Below are 16,115 nucleotides of genomic sequence, written 5' to 3' on the forward strand. Positions count from 1 at the left end.
CAGCCATGAGCCCTACCGCCACCCTCTCCCTCGATCACTTTCTCGAGGGAGGCTTTGATCTGCGCCGCCAGCTGGCGGACCACCTGGCCCTGGAGCTGCAGGAGCTGGAGCGGCGCCTGCCCCTGGCCACTGAATCGCTGGCGGCGGCCCATCCCGGGGCGTTTGATCCCCACAAGGCGGAAGCCTTCTACGAAACCGCCGTAGGCACCGGGCACCTGCTGGAGCTGGCGGCCTGGCACCTGAGCAGCGCGGATTACATCGCCGACACTCTGCGCCTGCAGGCCCAGTTCGCCCGCGGCCAGGTTCTCGATTTCGGGGGTGGTATCGGCACCCATGCTCTGGCCGCCGCGGCGCTGCCGGACGTGGAGGCGGTGTGGTTTGTGGATCTCAATCCCGAGAACCGCCGCTTTGTGGAAGCCCGAGCCAAGCGCTTCGGGCTGCAGCAGAAGCTGCGCTGCTTCCGCGATCTCGAGGCGCCTGAGCTGCCGTCTCAGTTCGACACGATCGTTTGCCTCGATGTGCTGGAGCACCTCAAGGATCCGAGCGCCCAGCTGGAGCAGTTCGCGGCGCGGATGAGCCCGGAGGCCACGGCGTTGCTGAATTGGTATTTCTTTAAAGGCTTTGCCGGTGAGTACCCCTTCCACTTCGACGATCCCCAGCTCGTGGAGCGCTTCTTCCGCACGCTGCAGGGTCGCTTCCTGGAGGTGTTTCACCCCTTCTTGATCACCACTCGGGCTTATCGGTTGCTCTGAAGCGCTACATCCCGCTGCACACAACAAAGCCGGCGCCATGGCGCCGGCTTGAGGGCCTGAAATTCAGGCGATGTGCGAGGGCTGTACTCAGCCGATAGCCACGTTGATGCGCTTGCGGGTGCGCAGGCCGCGCTTGATGGTGTCGAAGCTCACCACACCATCCACCAGAGCGAACAGGGTGTCATCGGCGCCGCGACCCACATTCAGGCCGGGCAGCACGGAGGTGCCGCGCTGGCGGATCAGGATCGAACCGGCGTTGACGGCCTCACCGCCGTAACGCTTCACACCGAGGCGCTTGGAGTTGGAGTCGCGGCCGTTGCGGGTGGAGCCGGTGCCTTTCTTGTGGGCCATGGTTCAGGGAAATGTTGGGTTGAGGAACGCTGCGGCTGATCAGGCCAGGGCTTTGCTGCCCACGCTGATGGACTTCACCATCACGCGGGTCAGCTCCTGACGGTGACCGTTCTTGCGGCGGGTCTTCTTCTTGGGGCGCATCTTGTACACGATCACCTTGGGGCCGCGGCGATGCTCCATCACCTGCAGTTCCACGGTGGCGCCTTTGACGTAGGGCTGGCCCACGTTGGCGGCCTTGCCGTCGTTCACCAGGAGCACGTTCTCCAGGGTGAGGGTGCTCTCGACCTCAGCGTTGATGCGGTTGAGGTCGTAGTAGCGGTTGGGCTGAACCCACACCTGGGTGCCGGAGGTCTCAACGATGGCGTAGGGACCGGTGCTGGGAGTCGTGCTCATGGCGGTAAGGGCGTGGACAGGCTGACGGGAGCTGCCCGGAGGAAGCCCTGTCATTTCGGCCTGCCGCACGGCAATCGAAAGACAAACAATGATCTTCCCCTTTTGCCCTCCGTCCCGTCAACACTGGGAGCGTTGCCAGGCCCCGATCGCGGCGCATGTCACAGCCCGCCCTCACGATTGCCTCGCTGCTGCCGGATCCGCGCGTGGAGCGGGCCTGTCGCAGCTGGTTGAAGGGCGGTCGCTATCAGCTGGAGGATCTCGGCTCCCTTGCCGACCCCATTCAGGAGTTGCAGCAGCGGCGCGAGTTGTTCGATGTGGTGCTGTTGCAGCAGGGGGTTCACCCGCCTGAGGTGTACGAAACCTTGCGGCAGCAGGGGCTTCTGTTGCCCGCGGTGGTGATCGGTGAGGTGAGCGGCCGGGTCGAGTACCACGAGGCGGAGGTGCATCTCCCCCAAGACCAGCTCGAGCAGATCGCCTACAGCGTTGACGCGGCCGTGTCGCGGTTTCTGCGCCAGGGGTTGCCGGCGGCACCGGCCGGTGGGGGCGAAGCGGCCGGCGGCGATACGCCCGAACGCTGGCGCCTGCCCAATCGCCTGAAGGGGCGCCTGGGCTACTTGGGGGTGTTTTACAAGCGAGATCCCTCGCTGTTCCTGCGCAACCTGCCCCAGGAGGAGCGCGAGGAGCTGCTTCGCTCACTCAAACGCAGCTACCGCGACGTGTTGATCGGCTATTTCCGCGACCCTGCTGCCGCCAACCAGGCGATTGAGAGCTTTGTGCACTCCGCCTTCTTCTGTGATCTGCCGATCAACAAGGTGGTGGAAATTCACGTCGATCTGATTGACGCGTTCTGGAAGCAGCTCAAGCTGGAGGGGCACAAAAACGACTTCCTTCAGGACTATCGCCTCGCGTTGCTCGATGTCATGGCTCATCTCTGTGAGATGTACCGCCGCTCGGTGCCTCCCGACTTGCCCCTCGGAGCACCTCAAGACCCCGAGGAAGCCAGCCAGTCCCTATCCCAGGAGGTGATCTAGATGAGCCCGCGCAAGACCTACATCCTCAAGCTGTACGTGGCAGGCAATACGCCCAACTCGATGCGGGCGCTCAAGACCCTGCGCAACATCCTCGATACCGAGTTTCAGGGGGTCTATGCCCTGAAGGTGATTGATGTGCTGAAGAATCCCCAGCTCGCTGAGGAAGACAAGATCCTCGCCACGCCCACCCTGGCCAAGATTCTTCCACCACCGGTGCGCCGCATCATCGGCGATCTCTCCGATCGTGAACGGGTGTTGATTGGTCTTGATCTCCTTTATGAGGAGCTCAGCGATGAAGCGCTCAATGATCCCTATGGCGAGGAGGAGGACCCGGGCGGGCTGCTTTAACTGCCGTGTTGAAGCCGGCTTCAAGCGTTCCCTGCTCCCCTGTGCATTCAGTCAGATCCCTCTAGATTCCCCCAAGGCCCACACGTTCCATGCAGGACCCTTCCGCCACCAACCATGCCCTGTCCACGGTGCAGAAGCTGCCCACCGGGATCGAGGGTTTTGATGACATCTGTCAGGGGGGGCTGCCCATTGGACGCTCCACGCTGATCAGCGGCACGTCCGGCACCGGTAAGACCGTTTTCTCCCTGAATTTCCTTTACAACGGCATTCGCCAGTTCGACGAACCGGGGATTTTCGTCACCTTTGAAGAGTCGCCGCTGGATATCCTGCGCAACGCTGCCAGTTTTGGCTGGAACCTCCAGGAGATGGTGGAGCAGGACAAGCTCTTTCTGCTGGATGCCTCCCCGGATCCGGAAGGTCAGGATGTGGCTGGCAGCTTTGATCTCTCGGGTTTGATCGAGCGGATCAACTACGCCATCCGCAAATACAAGGCCCGCCGCGTGGCGATCGACTCGATCACCGCGGTGTTTCAGCAATACGACGCCGTTTCGGTGGTGCGGCGTGAGATTTTCCGCCTGATTGCCCGGCTTAAGGAGATCGGTGTGACCACGGTGATGACCACCGAGCGCATCGATGAATACGGCCCCATTGCCCGTTACGGCGTGGAGGAGTTCGTGAGCGACAACGTGGTGATCCTCCGCAACGTGCTCGAAGGGGAGCGGCGGCGCCGCACCGTGGAGATCCTTAAGTTGCGCGGCACCACCCATATGAAGGGGGAGTTTCCCTTCACGATGGGCTCCCACGGCATCAGCATCTTCCCGCTCGGGGCGATGCGCCTCACGCAGCGCAGCTCCAATGTGCGCGTGAGCTCCGGAGTGCCGCGGCTTGATGAGATGTGTGGCGGCGGTTTCTTCAAGGATTCGATCATCCTGGCTACCGGCGCTACCGGCACCGGCAAGACGCTGCTGGTGAGCAAGTTTGTGGAGAACGCCTGCGCGAATAAGGAGCGGGCGATCTTGTTTGCTTACGAGGAATCGCGGGCTCAGCTGCTTCGCAATGCCACCAGCTGGGGCATTGACTTTGAACAGATGGAGCGTGATGGCCTGCTCAAGATCATCTGCGCCTACCCCGAATCCACCGGCCTAGAGGATCACCTGCAGATCATCAAAACCGAGATCGGCCAGTTCAAGCCGTCGCGGATGGCGATTGATTCGCTCTCAGCCCTGGCTCGCGGCGTCAGCCACAACGCCTTCCGTCAGTTTGTGATCGGCGTGACCGGTTATGCCAAGCAGGAAGAGATCGCCGGCTTCTTCACGAACACCTCCGAGGAGTTCATGGGCAGCCACTCGATCACCGATTCCCATATCTCCACGATCACCGACACGATCCTGCTGCTGCAATACGTGGAGATTCGTGGCGAAATGGCCCGGGCCCTCAACGTGTTCAAGATGCGCGGCTCCTGGCACGACAAGGGCATCCGCGAATTCATGATCACGGGCAACGGCCCCGAGATCAAGGATTCGTTCTCCAACTTCGAGCGGATCATCAGCGGTGTGCCTCACCGCATCAACACCGATGAGCGGAGCGAGCTTTCGCGCATCGTGCAGGGCGTGACCAGCGACGAACGGCTCTAGATCAGCTCCGGGCTGCGGCTGGCGCGCTCGACCTCAAGCTGGAGCTCACTGTCGTCGGCCTGCTCGAGCGGTAGATCGAACCAGAAGGTGGTGCCCACTCCCAGCTCGCTGGCCATGCGCACCTGCGTGCCGTGCTTCTCGAGGATGCCGCGCACGATCGAAAGGCCCAGACCTGTGCCTACTTCGGTGTGCACAGCGTTCTCCACCCGGTAGAAGCGCTCGAAGATGCGTTGCTGGTCTTCGCGGGAAATGCCGGAACCTGTGTCGGCGATCTCCACGCGCAGGCGCGGAAGCGGGGCGGTGAGGGCGCAGGTGGGGCTGTCACCACTGGCTTCGGTGCTCGGATCAATCAGGCAGGTGTCGGGCCAGGGGTAGGCCCGCAGCATCAGCCGGCCGCCGCTGGCGGTGAACTTCAAGCCATTGCCCACCAGGTTGTCGAACACCTGCAGCAGCAGATCCCAGTTGCCCCGGACTCGCGGCAGTTGTTCATCCACCTCCAGAGAGAGTTCCACGCCCTTGTCCTGTGCATTGAGCCGGTAGTTGCGCAGGGTCTGTTCCATGGCGGGCCGAAGTTCCACCGGTTCCATGCTCCAGCTGCGGTCGCTCTCCAGCCGTGAGAGATCGAGCACATCGTTCACCAGGCGGGTGAGCCGATCGGTTTCGGCGTTGGCGATGGCCAGAAACTCCTTGCGGTCTTCCTCGCTGAGCTGATCTCCCAGATCGTGGAGCGTTTCCACGTAGCTCTTGATGTTGAACAGGGGTGTGCGCAGTTCGTGGGAGACGTTGCTGATGAAACGGCTCTGGGCAGCGTTGAGTTCCACTTCCCGGGTGAGGTCCTGCACGGTGACGGCGATGCCCTTGAGGCTTTCACCGCTCACATCCCGCACCGACTGGAGCACGATGCGCAGGGTGCGGGCCGGTTCGCCGAAGCTGCAGCGCACATCGCTGCTGTCGCGCTCACCGCTGAGCAGAGTTTCAAGCGGTGTTTGTAGTTCAAGGGCGAGCACCTCCGGCAGCTCATCTCCCACGAGCGCCCCTTCGAGCTTGCGGCCTTCCCAGCGGAAGAGCCGCCGTGCCGTGGGGTTCACCAGCACCACCCGGCCCTCGGCATCCAGCAGCAGGGCCCCATCGGCCATGGTCGCGATCAGCGACTGCTGCTTCACCTGGGCGGCGGTGAGCTCCTCGATGTTCGCTTCGTTGTAGGCCTCGAGCTGAGAGGCCATGTCGTTGAAGCCTTCCAGGAGCTCCCCGAGTTCGCCGCCCACCGGCAGGGCGATCCGCGCTTCGAAGTCGCCGCTGGCGATGGAGCGCACGCCCCGCAGCAGCTCCTTCACCGGTTGGGTGATGGTGAGGGCGTTGAACACTGCCCCCAGGATCACCAGCACCCAGATCGAGATGAACACCGCCACCGTCACCTCGCGGCTGAGGGCGGCACTGGCCAGGGCGGCCTCGTTGGGGTTGATGCCGAGGGCCAGCACCCCCAGATAGCGATCGCCCGCCACCAGCGGCACGAACACATCGGTCACCTGCCCATCGGGGCTGAGGTGTTGGCGGATGAGGGGGTTCTGGGGGCGGCGGGCTAGATCGGCCGGCAGCTCCAGCCGGCGGCTGAGCAGCAATTCACTGCTGCTGCCGCTGCTGCCGCTGATCGGGATCCCGAGGTAGATCACGCCGTCGGGATCGGCGAAAAAGATGTAGCGAAGGCTCCGGCTCGACTTCCAGAACCGTTCAGCCACCGCCGCCAGCTCGCGGTCGTTGCCCTCCGCCACCAGCGGCGTCACGTTGGCGGAGAGCAGCAGGCCCAGGTCGCGGGCGAAGCGGGTGTCGCTCATGCGCACATCCGCCTGGATGCCGTTGAGAGCGAAGAAGCAGATCCCCGCCATCACCAGGCTCACCACCAGGGTGGCGGCTGCCAGCAGCTTGGTTTGCAGGCTGAATTCGGCCCACCAGCGCGCCAGCCGCTGCTGCCAGTTCAAGGGGGCCGTGCCCGCACTCATTGGCTGCGCACCTGATGGCCGATGTCGCGGCGGAAGGTCATGCCGTCGTAGTTCACCTGAGCCAGGCCGGTGTAAGCCCGCTCGAAGGCGTTGTCAAAGGTGTCGGCCTGGGCCACCACGGCCAGCACGCGGCCCCCGCTGGTGAGGCAGCGACCATCGGCCTGTCGCTGGGTTCCGGCATGGAACAGCTGTAGGTCGTCGGCGGGTTGCAACTCGCTGTGGATCACATCGCCCTTGCGGATCTCGCCGGGATAGCCCTGCGCTGCCGCAATCACGCAGGCGCTGCAGTGCGGGGCAATGCTGAGCGCTGGCGCCTGGTGGAGTGTTCCATTGGCGCAGGCCAGCAGCACCGCCGCCAATTCAGGACCCAGCAGCGGCATCAGCGTTTCGCATTCCGGATCGCCGAAGCGGCAGTTGAACTCGATCACGCTGGGGCCCTTCTCGGTGAGCATCAGGCCGGCGTAGATCACCCCCTGGTAGCGGATGCCGCGGCTGTTCAAGGCCGCCAGGGTGGGCTCCAGCACCAGCTGGCGCACCTGCTCCAAACCTGCTGCATCGAGTAGAGGGGCTGGGGCGTAGGCGCCCATGCCGCCGGTGTTGGGGCCGGTGTCGCCTTCTCCGATGCGCTTGTGGTCCTGGGCGGGCGGGAGCAGCACCATGCGCTCGCCGTCGGTGAGCGCAAACACCGAAACCTCCGGGCCATGGGTGCGCTCCTCCAGCACCAGCGAAGCTCCGGCGCCGAAGCGGCCTTCAAAGATCTCCTCGATGGCGCTGCGGGCTTCCTCGATCGATTCAGCCACTGTGACGCCCTTGCCGGCCGCCAGGCCATCCGCTTTCACCACCAGCGGCTTGCCCTGGGCCTCCAGGGCCTCCAGGGCCTCGTCGCGGCTGTTGGCTTTCCAATAGCCGGCCGTGGGCACTCCCGCCTCCACCATCAGCGCCTTCGCCCACTGTTTGCTGGCCTCCAGCTGGGCTCCATCGGCGCCAGGGCCGAACACGGGGAATCCGGCGGCGCGGAGCTGGTCCGCCAGGCCCGCGGCCAAGGGGGCTTCCGGTCCCACCACCACCAGATCCACCCCGTGCTCGCGGCAGGCCGCCAGCAGGCCGTCGTGGTCGCTTTCGGCGATGGAGAGCTGCATGCAGCCCTCCAGCTCCTGGGTGCCCCCGTTGCCGGGGCTGACCCACACCTGCTGGACGCCATGGCTGCGGTTGAGGGCCCAGGCCAGCGCGTTTTCGCGGCCACCGCCGCCCACCACCAAGACGCGGGCAGGGCTCACGCCGTGGGCGGGGCTCACTGCGGGGGCGGCGGTGCTCATGGGCCAGCTGGAAAGGGTGTCTGCTCCTGCGGACTCCCCTAGGTTGAGGCCAAGAGGACTGCCGCTGGTGCCATCCCTTCTTTACACGCCGGTGGTTCCCTGCTCGCCCCGCCATCGGAGGCGTTCCTGGTGGTCTGTGCCCCGACGCAGCGCCCTACTCGTGATGCTGGGCCTGATTGCCTTGCTGGCGGCTCGGCCCGCTTCGGCTCAGGAGCTGTTCATCCTCCGCGTGATCGGCGGTTTCTTTGAGCCCAAGGCGCCGGTGCCCGAGCCCGGGCCCTCGGCCCCGCCGGTGCCCGGCAGCATGCCCGAGGCGCCATTCCAGGAGCTTCTGCAGAAGGGCGATCTGCCGGCTCTGAACCTGGCCTGCGTGGAGGCCGATGGCTTTGGCTTCACCAAACGCCTGCAGTTGTTGCAGGCGCGGCTGCTGACGATCGCTCCAGCTCCCCAGCCCTTGCAAACCGTGCTGGTGAATGCCAATGCCCTGCTCAGTTGCCGGGCACCCGATGCGGCCCTGATCGTGCTCAACCGCTTCAGCCCCCAGCCGGGGGTGGAACGGGATCAGTGGCTGGTGCAGCGTTGGCGGGCTACCCAGGCTGGCCTGCATCACGGCCTGGCGGTGGAGACCCTGGAGGAGTTGGCGAAGGGCAACCCTGCCAGTCTGGAAACCTTGGCCTTGCCGCTCAAGCTGCGCGACGACGGATCGATCGCCACCCGCCCGGGGCTGGACGTGTATGTGGATCATCTGCTGGTGTTGGGCCGCCGCAGCGATGCAGCAGCGGCGCTGCTGGCTGGCCAGATGCCCGGAAAACCGATGGCGGAGCGGCTCAAGCAGGCGGTGGCGCTGCTCAACCAGATGCCGCTCCAGGAGCGTGATCAGCTCCTGGAGCGGGCCCTCGATCAGGCGGCCGCGGCAGAAGCCTGGGGCCTGGCGATCGAACTGTTGAATCAGCAGCGGGCCCTGCTGGTGGCGGAGGGTGCGGACGCCAGTCGGCCCCGAGAGCGGCTGGAGCGGCTCAGCCAACGGGTCGACGATGCCTACAGCGCCTGGCAGCTGGCACGGCAGGATCCTCAACAGAGCGAGCGCAGCACGCAGCTGCAACAGCAGTTGCGCAGCCCCCGCGCTACTGGTGGTCACGCTGCCGCGCGAATCGCCATTCCATCCCCCGCTTCACCCCGTCCGCCGCAGCCATGACCAGCTACAGCCTTGGATCGCTGCTCTATGAGGGCAAGGCCAAGCGGGTGTTCGTCACCGATCAGGCCGATCTGGTGGCGGTGGAATACAAAGACGACGCCACCGCCTTCAACGCCCTGAAGAAGGCTCAGCTGGCCGGTAAAGGGGAGCTCAACTGCCAGATCTCTGCTCGATTGTTCGAGCTGCTGGAGCGCGAGGGGATCGCCACCCACTACCTGGCGCTGCAGGAACCCAATTGGATGCTGGTGCGTCCGGTGCAGATCGTTCCTGTGGAAGTGGTGGTGCGCAACATCGCGTTTGGATCGCTCTGCAAGCAGATGCCGATTGAGCCCGGCGCCCCCCTTGAGCCCCCTCTGCTCGATCTCTATTACAAGGACGACGCCTTTGGTGATCCCCTGCTCACCGATGCCCGCCTGGAGCGACTGGGGCTGCTGACGCCGGCCCAGCGCCAGGAGCTGGAGCGACTGGCCATGGCGGTGAATGCTTGCCTGCGCCAGTTCTTTGCCGGAATCGCGCTGCAGCTGGTGGATTTCAAGATCGAGTTGGGCTTCACCGCCGATGGAGACTTGGTGGTGGCCGATGAGATCAGCCCCGACACCTGCCGCCTCTGGGATCTGCAGGTGAGCGACGCCAGCGATCGCATTCTGGATAAAGACCGCTTCCGTCAGGACCTCGGCGGCGTGGTGGAGGCCTACGGGGAGGTTCTCAAACGGGTCCAAGGCGCCTGCCCTTCACCCCGTCTGGGCAAGTAAGTTCGGCGGAATTTGCGGCTCTGCCGCACTCCTGCTGTACCCATGGCCGCCACCCCTCACGGTTTGAGCCGCGCCCTGCGCCTCCGCGGCTCCCTCGGGCTGGCCTCCATGCTGCCGCTGGCGGCAGGGGCGGTGTTGGCGGGTGCACCGGTGCTGGCTCAGGAGGCTGCGCCCGCTCCGGCGGTGAGCCCAGAGGTCAGTCCGCCCGGTGAGGCCCTGGCACGGCCGGCCAAGCCTGAGCCGAAGGTGCTGATCAGCGAGGTGGTGGTGAAGGGGATCGAGGGCCATCCGGAGCAGGAGCGGCTCGAGATCGCCGTCTACGACGCCATGGCGACGCGGCCGGGCACGCAGGTGACCCGCAGCGAGCTCCAGAACGATCTCTCGGCGATCTATGCGAGTGGTTGGTTCTCGGATGTGCGCATCCAGCCGGTGGATGGCCCGTTGGGGGTGCAGCTGGTGGTCACGGTGGTGCCCAACCCTGTGCTCACCGAGGTGGAGCTCGAGGGCATCGGGCCGAAGACCCAGATGCCCCCCACCCTGATCCCGGACATCTTCGCGGCCGATTACGGCAAGACCCTCAACCTCAACACCCTGCAGGCCCGCATCGGTGAGCTGCAGAAGTGGTATGCCGATCAGGGCTATTCCCTGGCTCGGGTGAGTGGCCCCACCCGGGTGAGTCCGACGGGTGTGGTGCAGCTGCAGGTGCGTGAAGGCACCGTGGCCGGCGTGGAGGTGCAGTTCCTCAACAAGGAAGGCGAAGCCACCAACGACAAGGGCCAGCCGATTCGCGGCAAGACCAAACCCTGGGTGGTGACCCGTGAGGTGTCGATCAAGCCTGGCGACACCTTCAATCGCCGCCAGCTGGAGGACGACATCAAGCGCCTCTATGGCACCGGTCTGTTCGGTGACGTGAAGGTGACGCTGCGGCCCGTGGCCGGCAATCCCGGCGAGGTGACGATCGTGCTCGGCATCGTCGAGCAGTCGAGCGGTTCCCTCTCGGGTGGTCTGGGCTACAGCCAGGCCCAGGGTGTGTTCGGTCAGGTGCAGCTACAGGACAGCAACCTGCTGGGTCGCGCCTGGGATCTGGCGGTGAACTTCACCTACGGCCAGTTCGGTGGCTTGGGAGATATCTCGTTCACCGATCCCTGGATCAAAGGCGACAAGTTCCGCACGGCTTTCCGGGCCCGGGTGTTCTTCAGCCGGGAAGTGCCTCAGATCTTCCAGAGCCAGAACAACGGCACGATCAATACCGTTTCGGATGTGTCGAACGACTTCTTCAAGGCACCTTCCAACGCCACGGCGTACAACATCCAGAGCAACAACAACCCCACCGGCACCTCGTTCGGATCGATCTCGAAGGCGGAGAAAGCGGATCCCAGTCTCAACTGGTTCAATCTCGACAACAACTCGATCGCTCTGCAGCGGATCGGTGGCAACGTTCAGTTCGTGCGCCCCCTGAATGGGGGCAATCCCTACAAGCGCGCTCCCTGGAACGTTGTTCTCGGCTTCAGCGGTCAGGAAGTGACACCGATGAATTTCGGTGGTTCGGTGATGCCCTACGGCATGAACACCAACAACTACAGCAATGGCAAAACACAGGTCAAAGATGTGATCTGTATTGCCTACAACTGCGCAGAGCATAACCAGTTGGTGGGCGTTCGCGTGGCTGCCACGATGAACAACCTGAATGATCCGCGTAACCCCACATCCGGTAATTTCCTCAGCCTGGGTACGGAGCAGTTCTTCTCGGTGGGGCCTGATTCGCCCACCTTCAACCGTCTGCGCGCCAGCTACACCCACTACATCCCGGTGAACTGGCTGAAGCTGTTCAAAGGCTGCCGTCCTAAACCTGGCCAGAAGGAGGATTGCAAGCAGGCTCTGGCCTTCCAGGTCACTGCCGGCACCAACGTGGGCAACCTGCCCCCCTATGAAGCCTTCTGTCTGGGCGGCTCCAACTCCGTTCGCGGTTACTACGACTGCGATCTGGGTGTGGGGAAGAGTTTCGGTGAAGCCACCCTGGAATACCGCTTCCCGATCTTCAGCATCATCAGCGGTGAGGTGTTTGTCGATGGCGGCACCAGCTTCGGCAGCCAGCCGAACGTGCCGGGCAACCCCGGTGGCCTGCTCCTCAAGCCCGGTGATGGTTTCTCGGTGGGTACGGGTCTGATCGTCACCACGCCGGTGGGTCCGCTCCGTCTGGAGGTGGCCAGCCAAGACTTCACCGGTCAGTGGCGCTTCAACCTCGGTGTGGGTTGGAAGTTCTGAGCAACGGCGTGACGATCTGGCCCAGCGATTACTCCCAGGCCTGGACCCTGGCGGCAGCGGTGGAGCGCTCCGGCGTGGGGCTTCACAGCGGCGCTATGGCGCGGTTGCGCTTGGAGCCCTATGAGCAGCCCGGCTACTGGGTGGCCTGGCTGGATGAGCCCAACCTCGCTCCCCAGCGCCTGCATCCCGATCAGGTCTGTGAAACTCAGCTGTGCACGGCCCTGCAGTTGGATCAGCGCCGCCTGGCCACCGTGGAACATCTGATGGCGGCCCTGGCCGGTGTGGGTATCAGCTCGGCGCTCCTGCTGGTGGACGGCCCTGAAATTCCGTTGATGGATGGTTCCGCCCAGCCATGGGTGGAGGCGATCGCTGAAGCAGGCCTCAAGCCTCTAGGCGCCCGATCGCCTCAGCACGCTCTGCAGGCGCCGATCACCCTGCAGCACGGCCAGAGCTTTGCCACCGCCCTCCCCTCCGATTGTTTGCGGCTGGGGGCGGCCATCGAGTTTCCCCAGGCGGCGATCGGCCGGCAGCTTTATAGCCTCGAGCTCACGCCTCAGGCCTTTGTGGAGCAGATCGCCCCAGCTCGCACCTTCGGCTTCAAGCAGCAGGTGGAGCAACTGCTGGCCGCTGGGTTAATCAAGGGCGGCGCCCTCGATAACGCTTTGGTGTGTGATGGCGAGGGATGGGTGAATCCACCGCTGCGCTTTGCCGATGAGCCGGTGCGCCATAAGCTCCTTGACCTGCTGGGGGATCTCGCCCTGGCGGGGCTGCCCCAGGCCCAGGTGTTTGCCTTCCGCGGCTCCCATGGGCTGCACACGGCCCTGGCCGCCGCTCTGGTTTCTTCGAACTGACCCCCTTGACTGCCACCCCCTCAGCGCCGGCGCCTGTGCTCACCAGTGAGCAGATCCAGGGTCTACTGCCCCACCGCTATCCCTTTGCGCTGGTGGATCGGGTGATCGAGCACGAGCCCGGCAAGCGGGCTGTGGCGATCAAGAACGTCACCTTCAACGAGCCGCAGTTCCAGGGCCATTTCCCGGGGCGCCCCCTGATGCCAGGCGTCTTAATCGTGGAGGCGATGGCCCAGGTGGGTGGTCTGATCGTCACCCAGATGCCTGATCTGCCCAAGGGGCTGTTTGTGTTCGCCGGGATTGACGGTGTGCGCTTCCGCCGGCCCGTGGTGCCCGGCGATCAGCTGGTGATCAGCTGTGAGCTGCTCAGCCTCAAGCGCAAGCGTTTCGGCAAGGTGAAAGCCGAAGCGAAGGTGGATGGTGAACTGGTCTGCGCCGGAGAGCTGATGTTCTCCTTGGTGGACTGAGCGCCGCCGTGATGTCTTCAGTCGCCATGGAACCCAGCACGGGCGAAACCAGGATCCATCCCACGGCGGTGGTGGATCCGCGCGCGCAGATTGATGCGGGCGTTGAGATCGGCCCCTATGCGGTGGTGGGTGCCGAGGTGTCGATCGGTTCCGGCACGCGCATTGGTCCGCACGTGGTGCTGGATGGCCGCGTGACCATGGGCTGCCGCAATCGCATCTTCCCGGGTGCCTGCATCGGTGCCGAACCCCAGGACCTCAAATACAACGGTGCCTCCACCGAAGTGGTGATCGGCGATGACAACGCCATCCGTGAGTGCGTGACCATCAACCGCGCCACCCATGAGGGTGAGCAGACGCGGATCGGTAGCGGAAACCTGCTGATGGCTTACAGCCATCTGGGCCACAACTGCCTGCTGGGTGATCGGATCGTGATCGCCAATGGTGTGGCGGTGGCTGGTCATGTGGTGATCGGTGACCGGGCGGTGATCGGCGGTGTGCTCGGCATTCACCAGTTCGTGCACATCGGAACGATGGCGATGGTGGGTGGCATGAGCCGCATCGATCGCGATGTGCCCCCCTACGCGATCGTGGAAGGGCACCCGGGACGTTTGCGCGGCCTCAACCGCATCGGCATCAAACGCAGTGGATTGGCGGAGCTTGATGACGGAGCCCAGGCCAAGCAGCTGCAGCAGGTGTGGGCTGAGCTCTACCGCAGTGGTGCGGTGCTGGCCGATGCCCTCCAGCAGGTGCGCCGCCAGCCGTTGCTGCCGCCGGCCGAAACCTTGGTCAGTTTCCTGGAAGCTTCGATCGGTCCTGGCCGCCGCGGCCCGCTGCCAGCCGGTCGTTCATGAGACGACTGCTGATCAGCACCGGCGAGGTGTCCGGTGATCTGCAGGGTGGCCTGTTGGTGGCCGCCCTGCGCCAGGAGGCTCAGCGGCGTCAGCTTCCTCTTGAAATCGCAGCGCTGGGCGGTTCGCGGATGCGCCAGGCCGGAGCCGAGCTCTTGGCCGACACAACCCCGATGGGCTCCATCGGCCTGTGGGAAGCGCTGCCGCTGGTGCTGCCCACCCTGCGGGTGCAGCGGCGCGTGAGCCGCTGGCTGAAGCGCAATCCGCTCGATGGCCTGGTGCTGATCGACTACATGGGCGCCAATGTGAGACTTGGCCTCAAAGTGAAACGGCGCCTGCCTCAGGTGCCGATTTTTTATTACATCGCCCCGCAGGAATGGGCCTTTCGCGTGGGGGAAGGTGGCTCCACGCGCTTGATCGGCTTCACCGATCGGATCCTTGCCATCTTTCCGGAGGAGGCCCGCTTCTACGGCGCCCGCGGTGCTCAAGTCACCTGGGTGGGCCATCCGCTGCTCGATACCCTCACGGATCTGCCCAGCCGCGATGCAGCCCGCGCCCAGCTGGGGCTCGAGGCCGGTGAACGGTTGCTCCTGTTGCTGCCTGCCTCGCGCAAGCAGGAGCTGCGCTATCTCTTGCCGCCTCTGGCGGCTGCTGCCGCTGAGCTGCAGCGCCGCTGCCCTGGCCTGCGGGTGATGGTGCCGGCGGGGCAGACGGCGTTTGAACCGGTGCTGGCCGAGCTGCTCGCGGCAGCCGGGGTGCGGGCCGAGGTGGTGCCAGCCGCTCAGGCCGATCAGCTCCGCCCCACGCTGTGTGCCGCTGCCGATCTCGCCCTCAACAAATCCGGCACGGTGAATCTGGAGTTGGCCCTGCGGGGCGTTCCCCAGGTGGTGGGCTATCGCGTCAGCCGCCCCACGGCCTGGGTGGCCCAGCATTTGCTGCGCTTCCAGGTGGATCACATCTCACCGGTGAATCTGGTCTTGCAGGAGCGGCTGGTGCCCGAACTGCTGCAAGACGAGCTCACGGCGGATGCGGTGGTGCGCGAAGCGTTGCCGCTGCTGGACGACCCCTTGGCTCGCCAGCGCGTGGAGGACGGCTATCAGCGGCTGCGCCAGGCCCTGGGTGAGCCGGGCGTCACCCGGCGTGCTGCCGCTGCCATCCTGGATGCGATGCCCGCTGCTGCCTCAGTTTGATCAAGCGCACCGTTCCGGTTCTGTTGGCGCTGGTGCTGCTGCTCTGGCCCCTGGCGCCCGTGCAGGCCGCCGTGGAGGAGGCCGTTCTGGCCGGAGGCTGCTTCTGGTGCCTCGAGCACGACCTCGAAAAACTGCCTGGGGTGGTGAGCGTGGAGAGCGGTTATAGCGGCGGCAGCCTGCGCAATCCCACCTACCGCCAGGTGAGTGGCGGTGGCACGGGCCACCAGGAGGTGGTGGAGGTGCGCTTCGACACCGCTCGCATCAGCTATCCCACGCTGCTGAGGGCCTATTGGCGCAACGTGGATGCGCTGGATGGCGGCGGCCAATTCTGCGATCGCGGTAGTTCCTACCGGCCCGTGATCTTCACCCGGGGTGATGCGCAGAAGCAGCAGGCTGAAGCGAGTCTCAAGGCTGCAGCACGGGAGCTGGGCAAGCCTGTTTCGGCGATTCGGGTGCAGATCAAGCCCCTCATCCGCTTCTGGCCCGCGGAGGGCTATCACCAGGATTACGCGGAGCGCAACAGCGTCAAATACAACTACTACCGCTGGGCCTGCGGCCGCGATCGCCGCCTGGATCAGCTCTGGGGATCAAAAGCTCGCAGCAGCGCCCCCTGGGTGTCCGCCCCCTGACCTGCCGCGTTTGGCCTGCCGTTGAGCAATTCCAAGGAAAAGCTGAAGGCTCGTGGTGCTGATTTGGGCTGTTTTTGAGTGGTGGAGCGGGTTTCCGCC

At 64.8% G+C, this 16,115-nt stretch carries 16 protein-coding genes; 12 read left to right on the plus strand and 4 right to left on the minus strand.

Features of this window, described 5'->3' with window-relative positions:
* Window positions 1-5: 5 nt before the first annotated feature.
* Complete coding sequence (locus tag H9532_RS13440) at window positions 6-752, plus strand: methyltransferase domain-containing protein (protein WP_296369368.1); 747 nt, start codon at window positions 6-8, stop codon at window positions 750-752.
* An 87-nt stretch (window positions 753-839) separates the two neighbouring features.
* On the opposite strand, the gene rpmA is transcribed toward H9532_RS13440, so the two are convergent.
* The gene (gene rpmA, locus H9532_RS13445; RefSeq protein ID WP_296369370.1) at window positions 840-1,103 is read right to left on the minus strand and encodes a 50S ribosomal protein L27; all 264 of its coding nucleotides are present in this window, start codon (window positions 1,101-1,103) and stop codon (window positions 840-842) included.
* A 39-nt stretch (window positions 1,104-1,142) separates the two neighbouring features.
* Window positions 1,143-1,496, minus strand: a complete 354-nt coding sequence (gene rplU, locus H9532_RS13450; RefSeq protein ID WP_296369372.1) for a 50S ribosomal protein L21 — start codon at window positions 1,494-1,496, stop codon at window positions 1,143-1,145.
* Window positions 1,497-1,651: 155 nt separating this feature from the next.
* Between rplU and H9532_RS13455 the strand changes: the two genes are divergently transcribed.
* From H9532_RS13455 to kaiC, 3 genes are all read left to right on the plus strand, one after another.
* The gene (locus tag H9532_RS13455) at window positions 1,652-2,527 is read left to right on the plus strand and encodes a circadian clock protein KaiA (protein WP_296369374.1); all 876 of its coding nucleotides are present in this window, start codon (window positions 1,652-1,654) and stop codon (window positions 2,525-2,527) included.
* Window positions 2,528-2,875, plus strand: coding sequence for a circadian clock protein KaiB (kaiB, locus tag H9532_RS13460; protein ID WP_296369376.1), 348 nt, complete (start codon window positions 2,528-2,530; stop codon window positions 2,873-2,875).
* A gap of 89 nt (window positions 2,876-2,964) precedes the next feature.
* Window positions 2,965-4,509, plus strand: coding sequence for a circadian clock protein KaiC (gene kaiC / locus H9532_RS13465; protein ID WP_296369379.1), 1,545 nt, complete (start codon window positions 2,965-2,967; stop codon window positions 4,507-4,509).
* On the opposite strand, the gene nblS is transcribed toward kaiC, so the two are convergent.
* Window positions 4,506-6,506 (minus strand): two-component system sensor histidine kinase NblS, encoded by a 2,001-nt coding sequence (nblS, locus tag H9532_RS13470; protein ID WP_296369381.1) that lies wholly within the window; start codon window positions 6,504-6,506, stop codon window positions 4,506-4,508. The genes kaiC and nblS overlap by 4 nt on opposite strands.
* On the minus strand, window positions 6,503-7,822 hold the full coding sequence (gene purD / locus H9532_RS13475) for a phosphoribosylamine--glycine ligase (RefSeq protein ID WP_296369384.1): 1,320 nt from the start codon (window positions 7,820-7,822) through the stop codon (window positions 6,503-6,505). Before purD ends, nblS begins: the two co-directional genes overlap by 4 nt.
* A gap of 67 nt (window positions 7,823-7,889) precedes the next feature.
* On the opposite strand from purD, the gene H9532_RS13480 reads away from it, so the two are divergent.
* The 8 genes from H9532_RS13480 to msrA are packed head-to-tail and all read left to right on the plus strand — an operon-like array spanning window position 7,890 to window position 16,016.
* Window positions 7,890-9,017, plus strand: coding sequence for a hypothetical protein (locus tag H9532_RS13480; protein WP_296369388.1), 1,128 nt, complete (start codon window positions 7,890-7,892; stop codon window positions 9,015-9,017).
* Window positions 9,014-9,769: a phosphoribosylaminoimidazolesuccinocarboxamide synthase gene (gene purC / locus H9532_RS13485; RefSeq protein ID WP_296369390.1), complete on the plus strand. Its 756-nt coding sequence runs from the start codon at window positions 9,014-9,016 to the stop codon at window positions 9,767-9,769. Before H9532_RS13480 ends, purC begins: the two co-directional genes overlap by 4 nt.
* 42 nt (window positions 9,770-9,811) lie before the next feature.
* Entirely contained in the window at window positions 9,812-12,034 is a 2,223-nt protein-coding gene (locus H9532_RS13490; protein ID WP_296369392.1) for a BamA/TamA family outer membrane protein, read from the plus strand.
* Window positions 12,035-12,042: 8 nt separating this feature from the next.
* The gene (gene lpxC / locus H9532_RS13495) at window positions 12,043-12,885 is read left to right on the plus strand and encodes a UDP-3-O-acyl-N-acetylglucosamine deacetylase (RefSeq protein WP_296369394.1); all 843 of its coding nucleotides are present in this window, start codon (window positions 12,043-12,045) and stop codon (window positions 12,883-12,885) included.
* Between the two features lie 5 nt (window positions 12,886-12,890).
* A complete protein-coding gene (gene fabZ, locus H9532_RS13500) occupies window positions 12,891-13,349 on the plus strand; it encodes a 3-hydroxyacyl-ACP dehydratase FabZ (protein WP_296369396.1) in 459 nt (152 codons plus the stop codon).
* An 11-nt stretch (window positions 13,350-13,360) separates the two neighbouring features.
* Window positions 13,361-14,200 (plus strand): acyl-ACP--UDP-N-acetylglucosamine O-acyltransferase, encoded by an 840-nt coding sequence (gene lpxA, locus H9532_RS13505; protein ID WP_296369398.1) that lies wholly within the window; start codon window positions 13,361-13,363, stop codon window positions 14,198-14,200.
* Window positions 14,197-15,387, plus strand: coding sequence for a lipid-A-disaccharide synthase (gene lpxB / locus H9532_RS13510; protein ID WP_296369400.1), 1,191 nt, complete (start codon window positions 14,197-14,199; stop codon window positions 15,385-15,387). Before lpxA ends, lpxB begins: the two co-directional genes overlap by 4 nt.
* On the plus strand, window positions 15,384-16,016 hold the full coding sequence (gene msrA, locus H9532_RS13515) for a peptide-methionine (S)-S-oxide reductase MsrA (protein WP_296369402.1): 633 nt from the start codon (window positions 15,384-15,386) through the stop codon (window positions 16,014-16,016). Before lpxB ends, msrA begins: the two co-directional genes overlap by 4 nt.
* Window positions 16,017-16,115: the final 99 nt, after the last annotated feature.

It is taken from the genome of Vulcanococcus sp. Clear-D1, assembly GCF_014654725.1.
In the GTDB taxonomy this organism is placed as follows: domain Bacteria; phylum Cyanobacteriota; class Cyanobacteriia; order PCC-6307; family Cyanobiaceae; genus Vulcanococcus.

What these genes read in the sequence shown, in the direction of transcription:
- H9532_RS13440 (WP_296369368.1), top strand. Translation starts at nt 6, where the DNA reads ATGAGCCCTACCGCCACCCTCTCCCTCGATCACTTTCTCGAGGGAGGC.
- lpxA (WP_296369398.1), top strand. Translation starts at nt 13,361, where the DNA reads ATGTCTTCAGTCGCCATGGAACCCAGCACGGGCGAAACCAGGATCCAT.
- H9532_RS13490 (WP_296369392.1), top strand. Translation starts at nt 9,812, where the DNA reads ATGGCCGCCACCCCTCACGGTTTGAGCCGCGCCCTGCGCCTCCGCGGC.
- kaiB (WP_296369376.1), top strand. Translation starts at nt 2,528, where the DNA reads ATGAGCCCGCGCAAGACCTACATCCTCAAGCTGTACGTGGCAGGCAAT.
- purD (WP_296369384.1), bottom strand. Translation starts at nt 7,822, where the DNA reads ATGAGCACCGCCGCCCCCGCAGTGAGCCCCGCCCACGGCGTGAGCCCT.
- kaiC (WP_296369379.1), top strand. Translation starts at nt 2,965, where the DNA reads ATGCAGGACCCTTCCGCCACCAACCATGCCCTGTCCACGGTGCAGAAG.
- lpxB (WP_296369400.1), top strand. Translation starts at nt 14,197, where the DNA reads ATGAGACGACTGCTGATCAGCACCGGCGAGGTGTCCGGTGATCTGCAG.
- nblS (WP_296369381.1), bottom strand. Translation starts at nt 6,506, where the DNA reads ATGAGTGCGGGCACGGCCCCCTTGAACTGGCAGCAGCGGCTGGCGCGC.
- purC (WP_296369390.1), top strand. Translation starts at nt 9,014, where the DNA reads ATGACCAGCTACAGCCTTGGATCGCTGCTCTATGAGGGCAAGGCCAAG.
- rpmA (WP_296369370.1), bottom strand. Translation starts at nt 1,103, where the DNA reads ATGGCCCACAAGAAAGGCACCGGCTCCACCCGCAACGGCCGCGACTCC.
- H9532_RS13455 (WP_296369374.1), top strand. Translation starts at nt 1,652, where the DNA reads ATGTCACAGCCCGCCCTCACGATTGCCTCGCTGCTGCCGGATCCGCGC.
- rplU (WP_296369372.1), bottom strand. Translation starts at nt 1,496, where the DNA reads ATGAGCACGACTCCCAGCACCGGTCCCTACGCCATCGTTGAGACCTCC.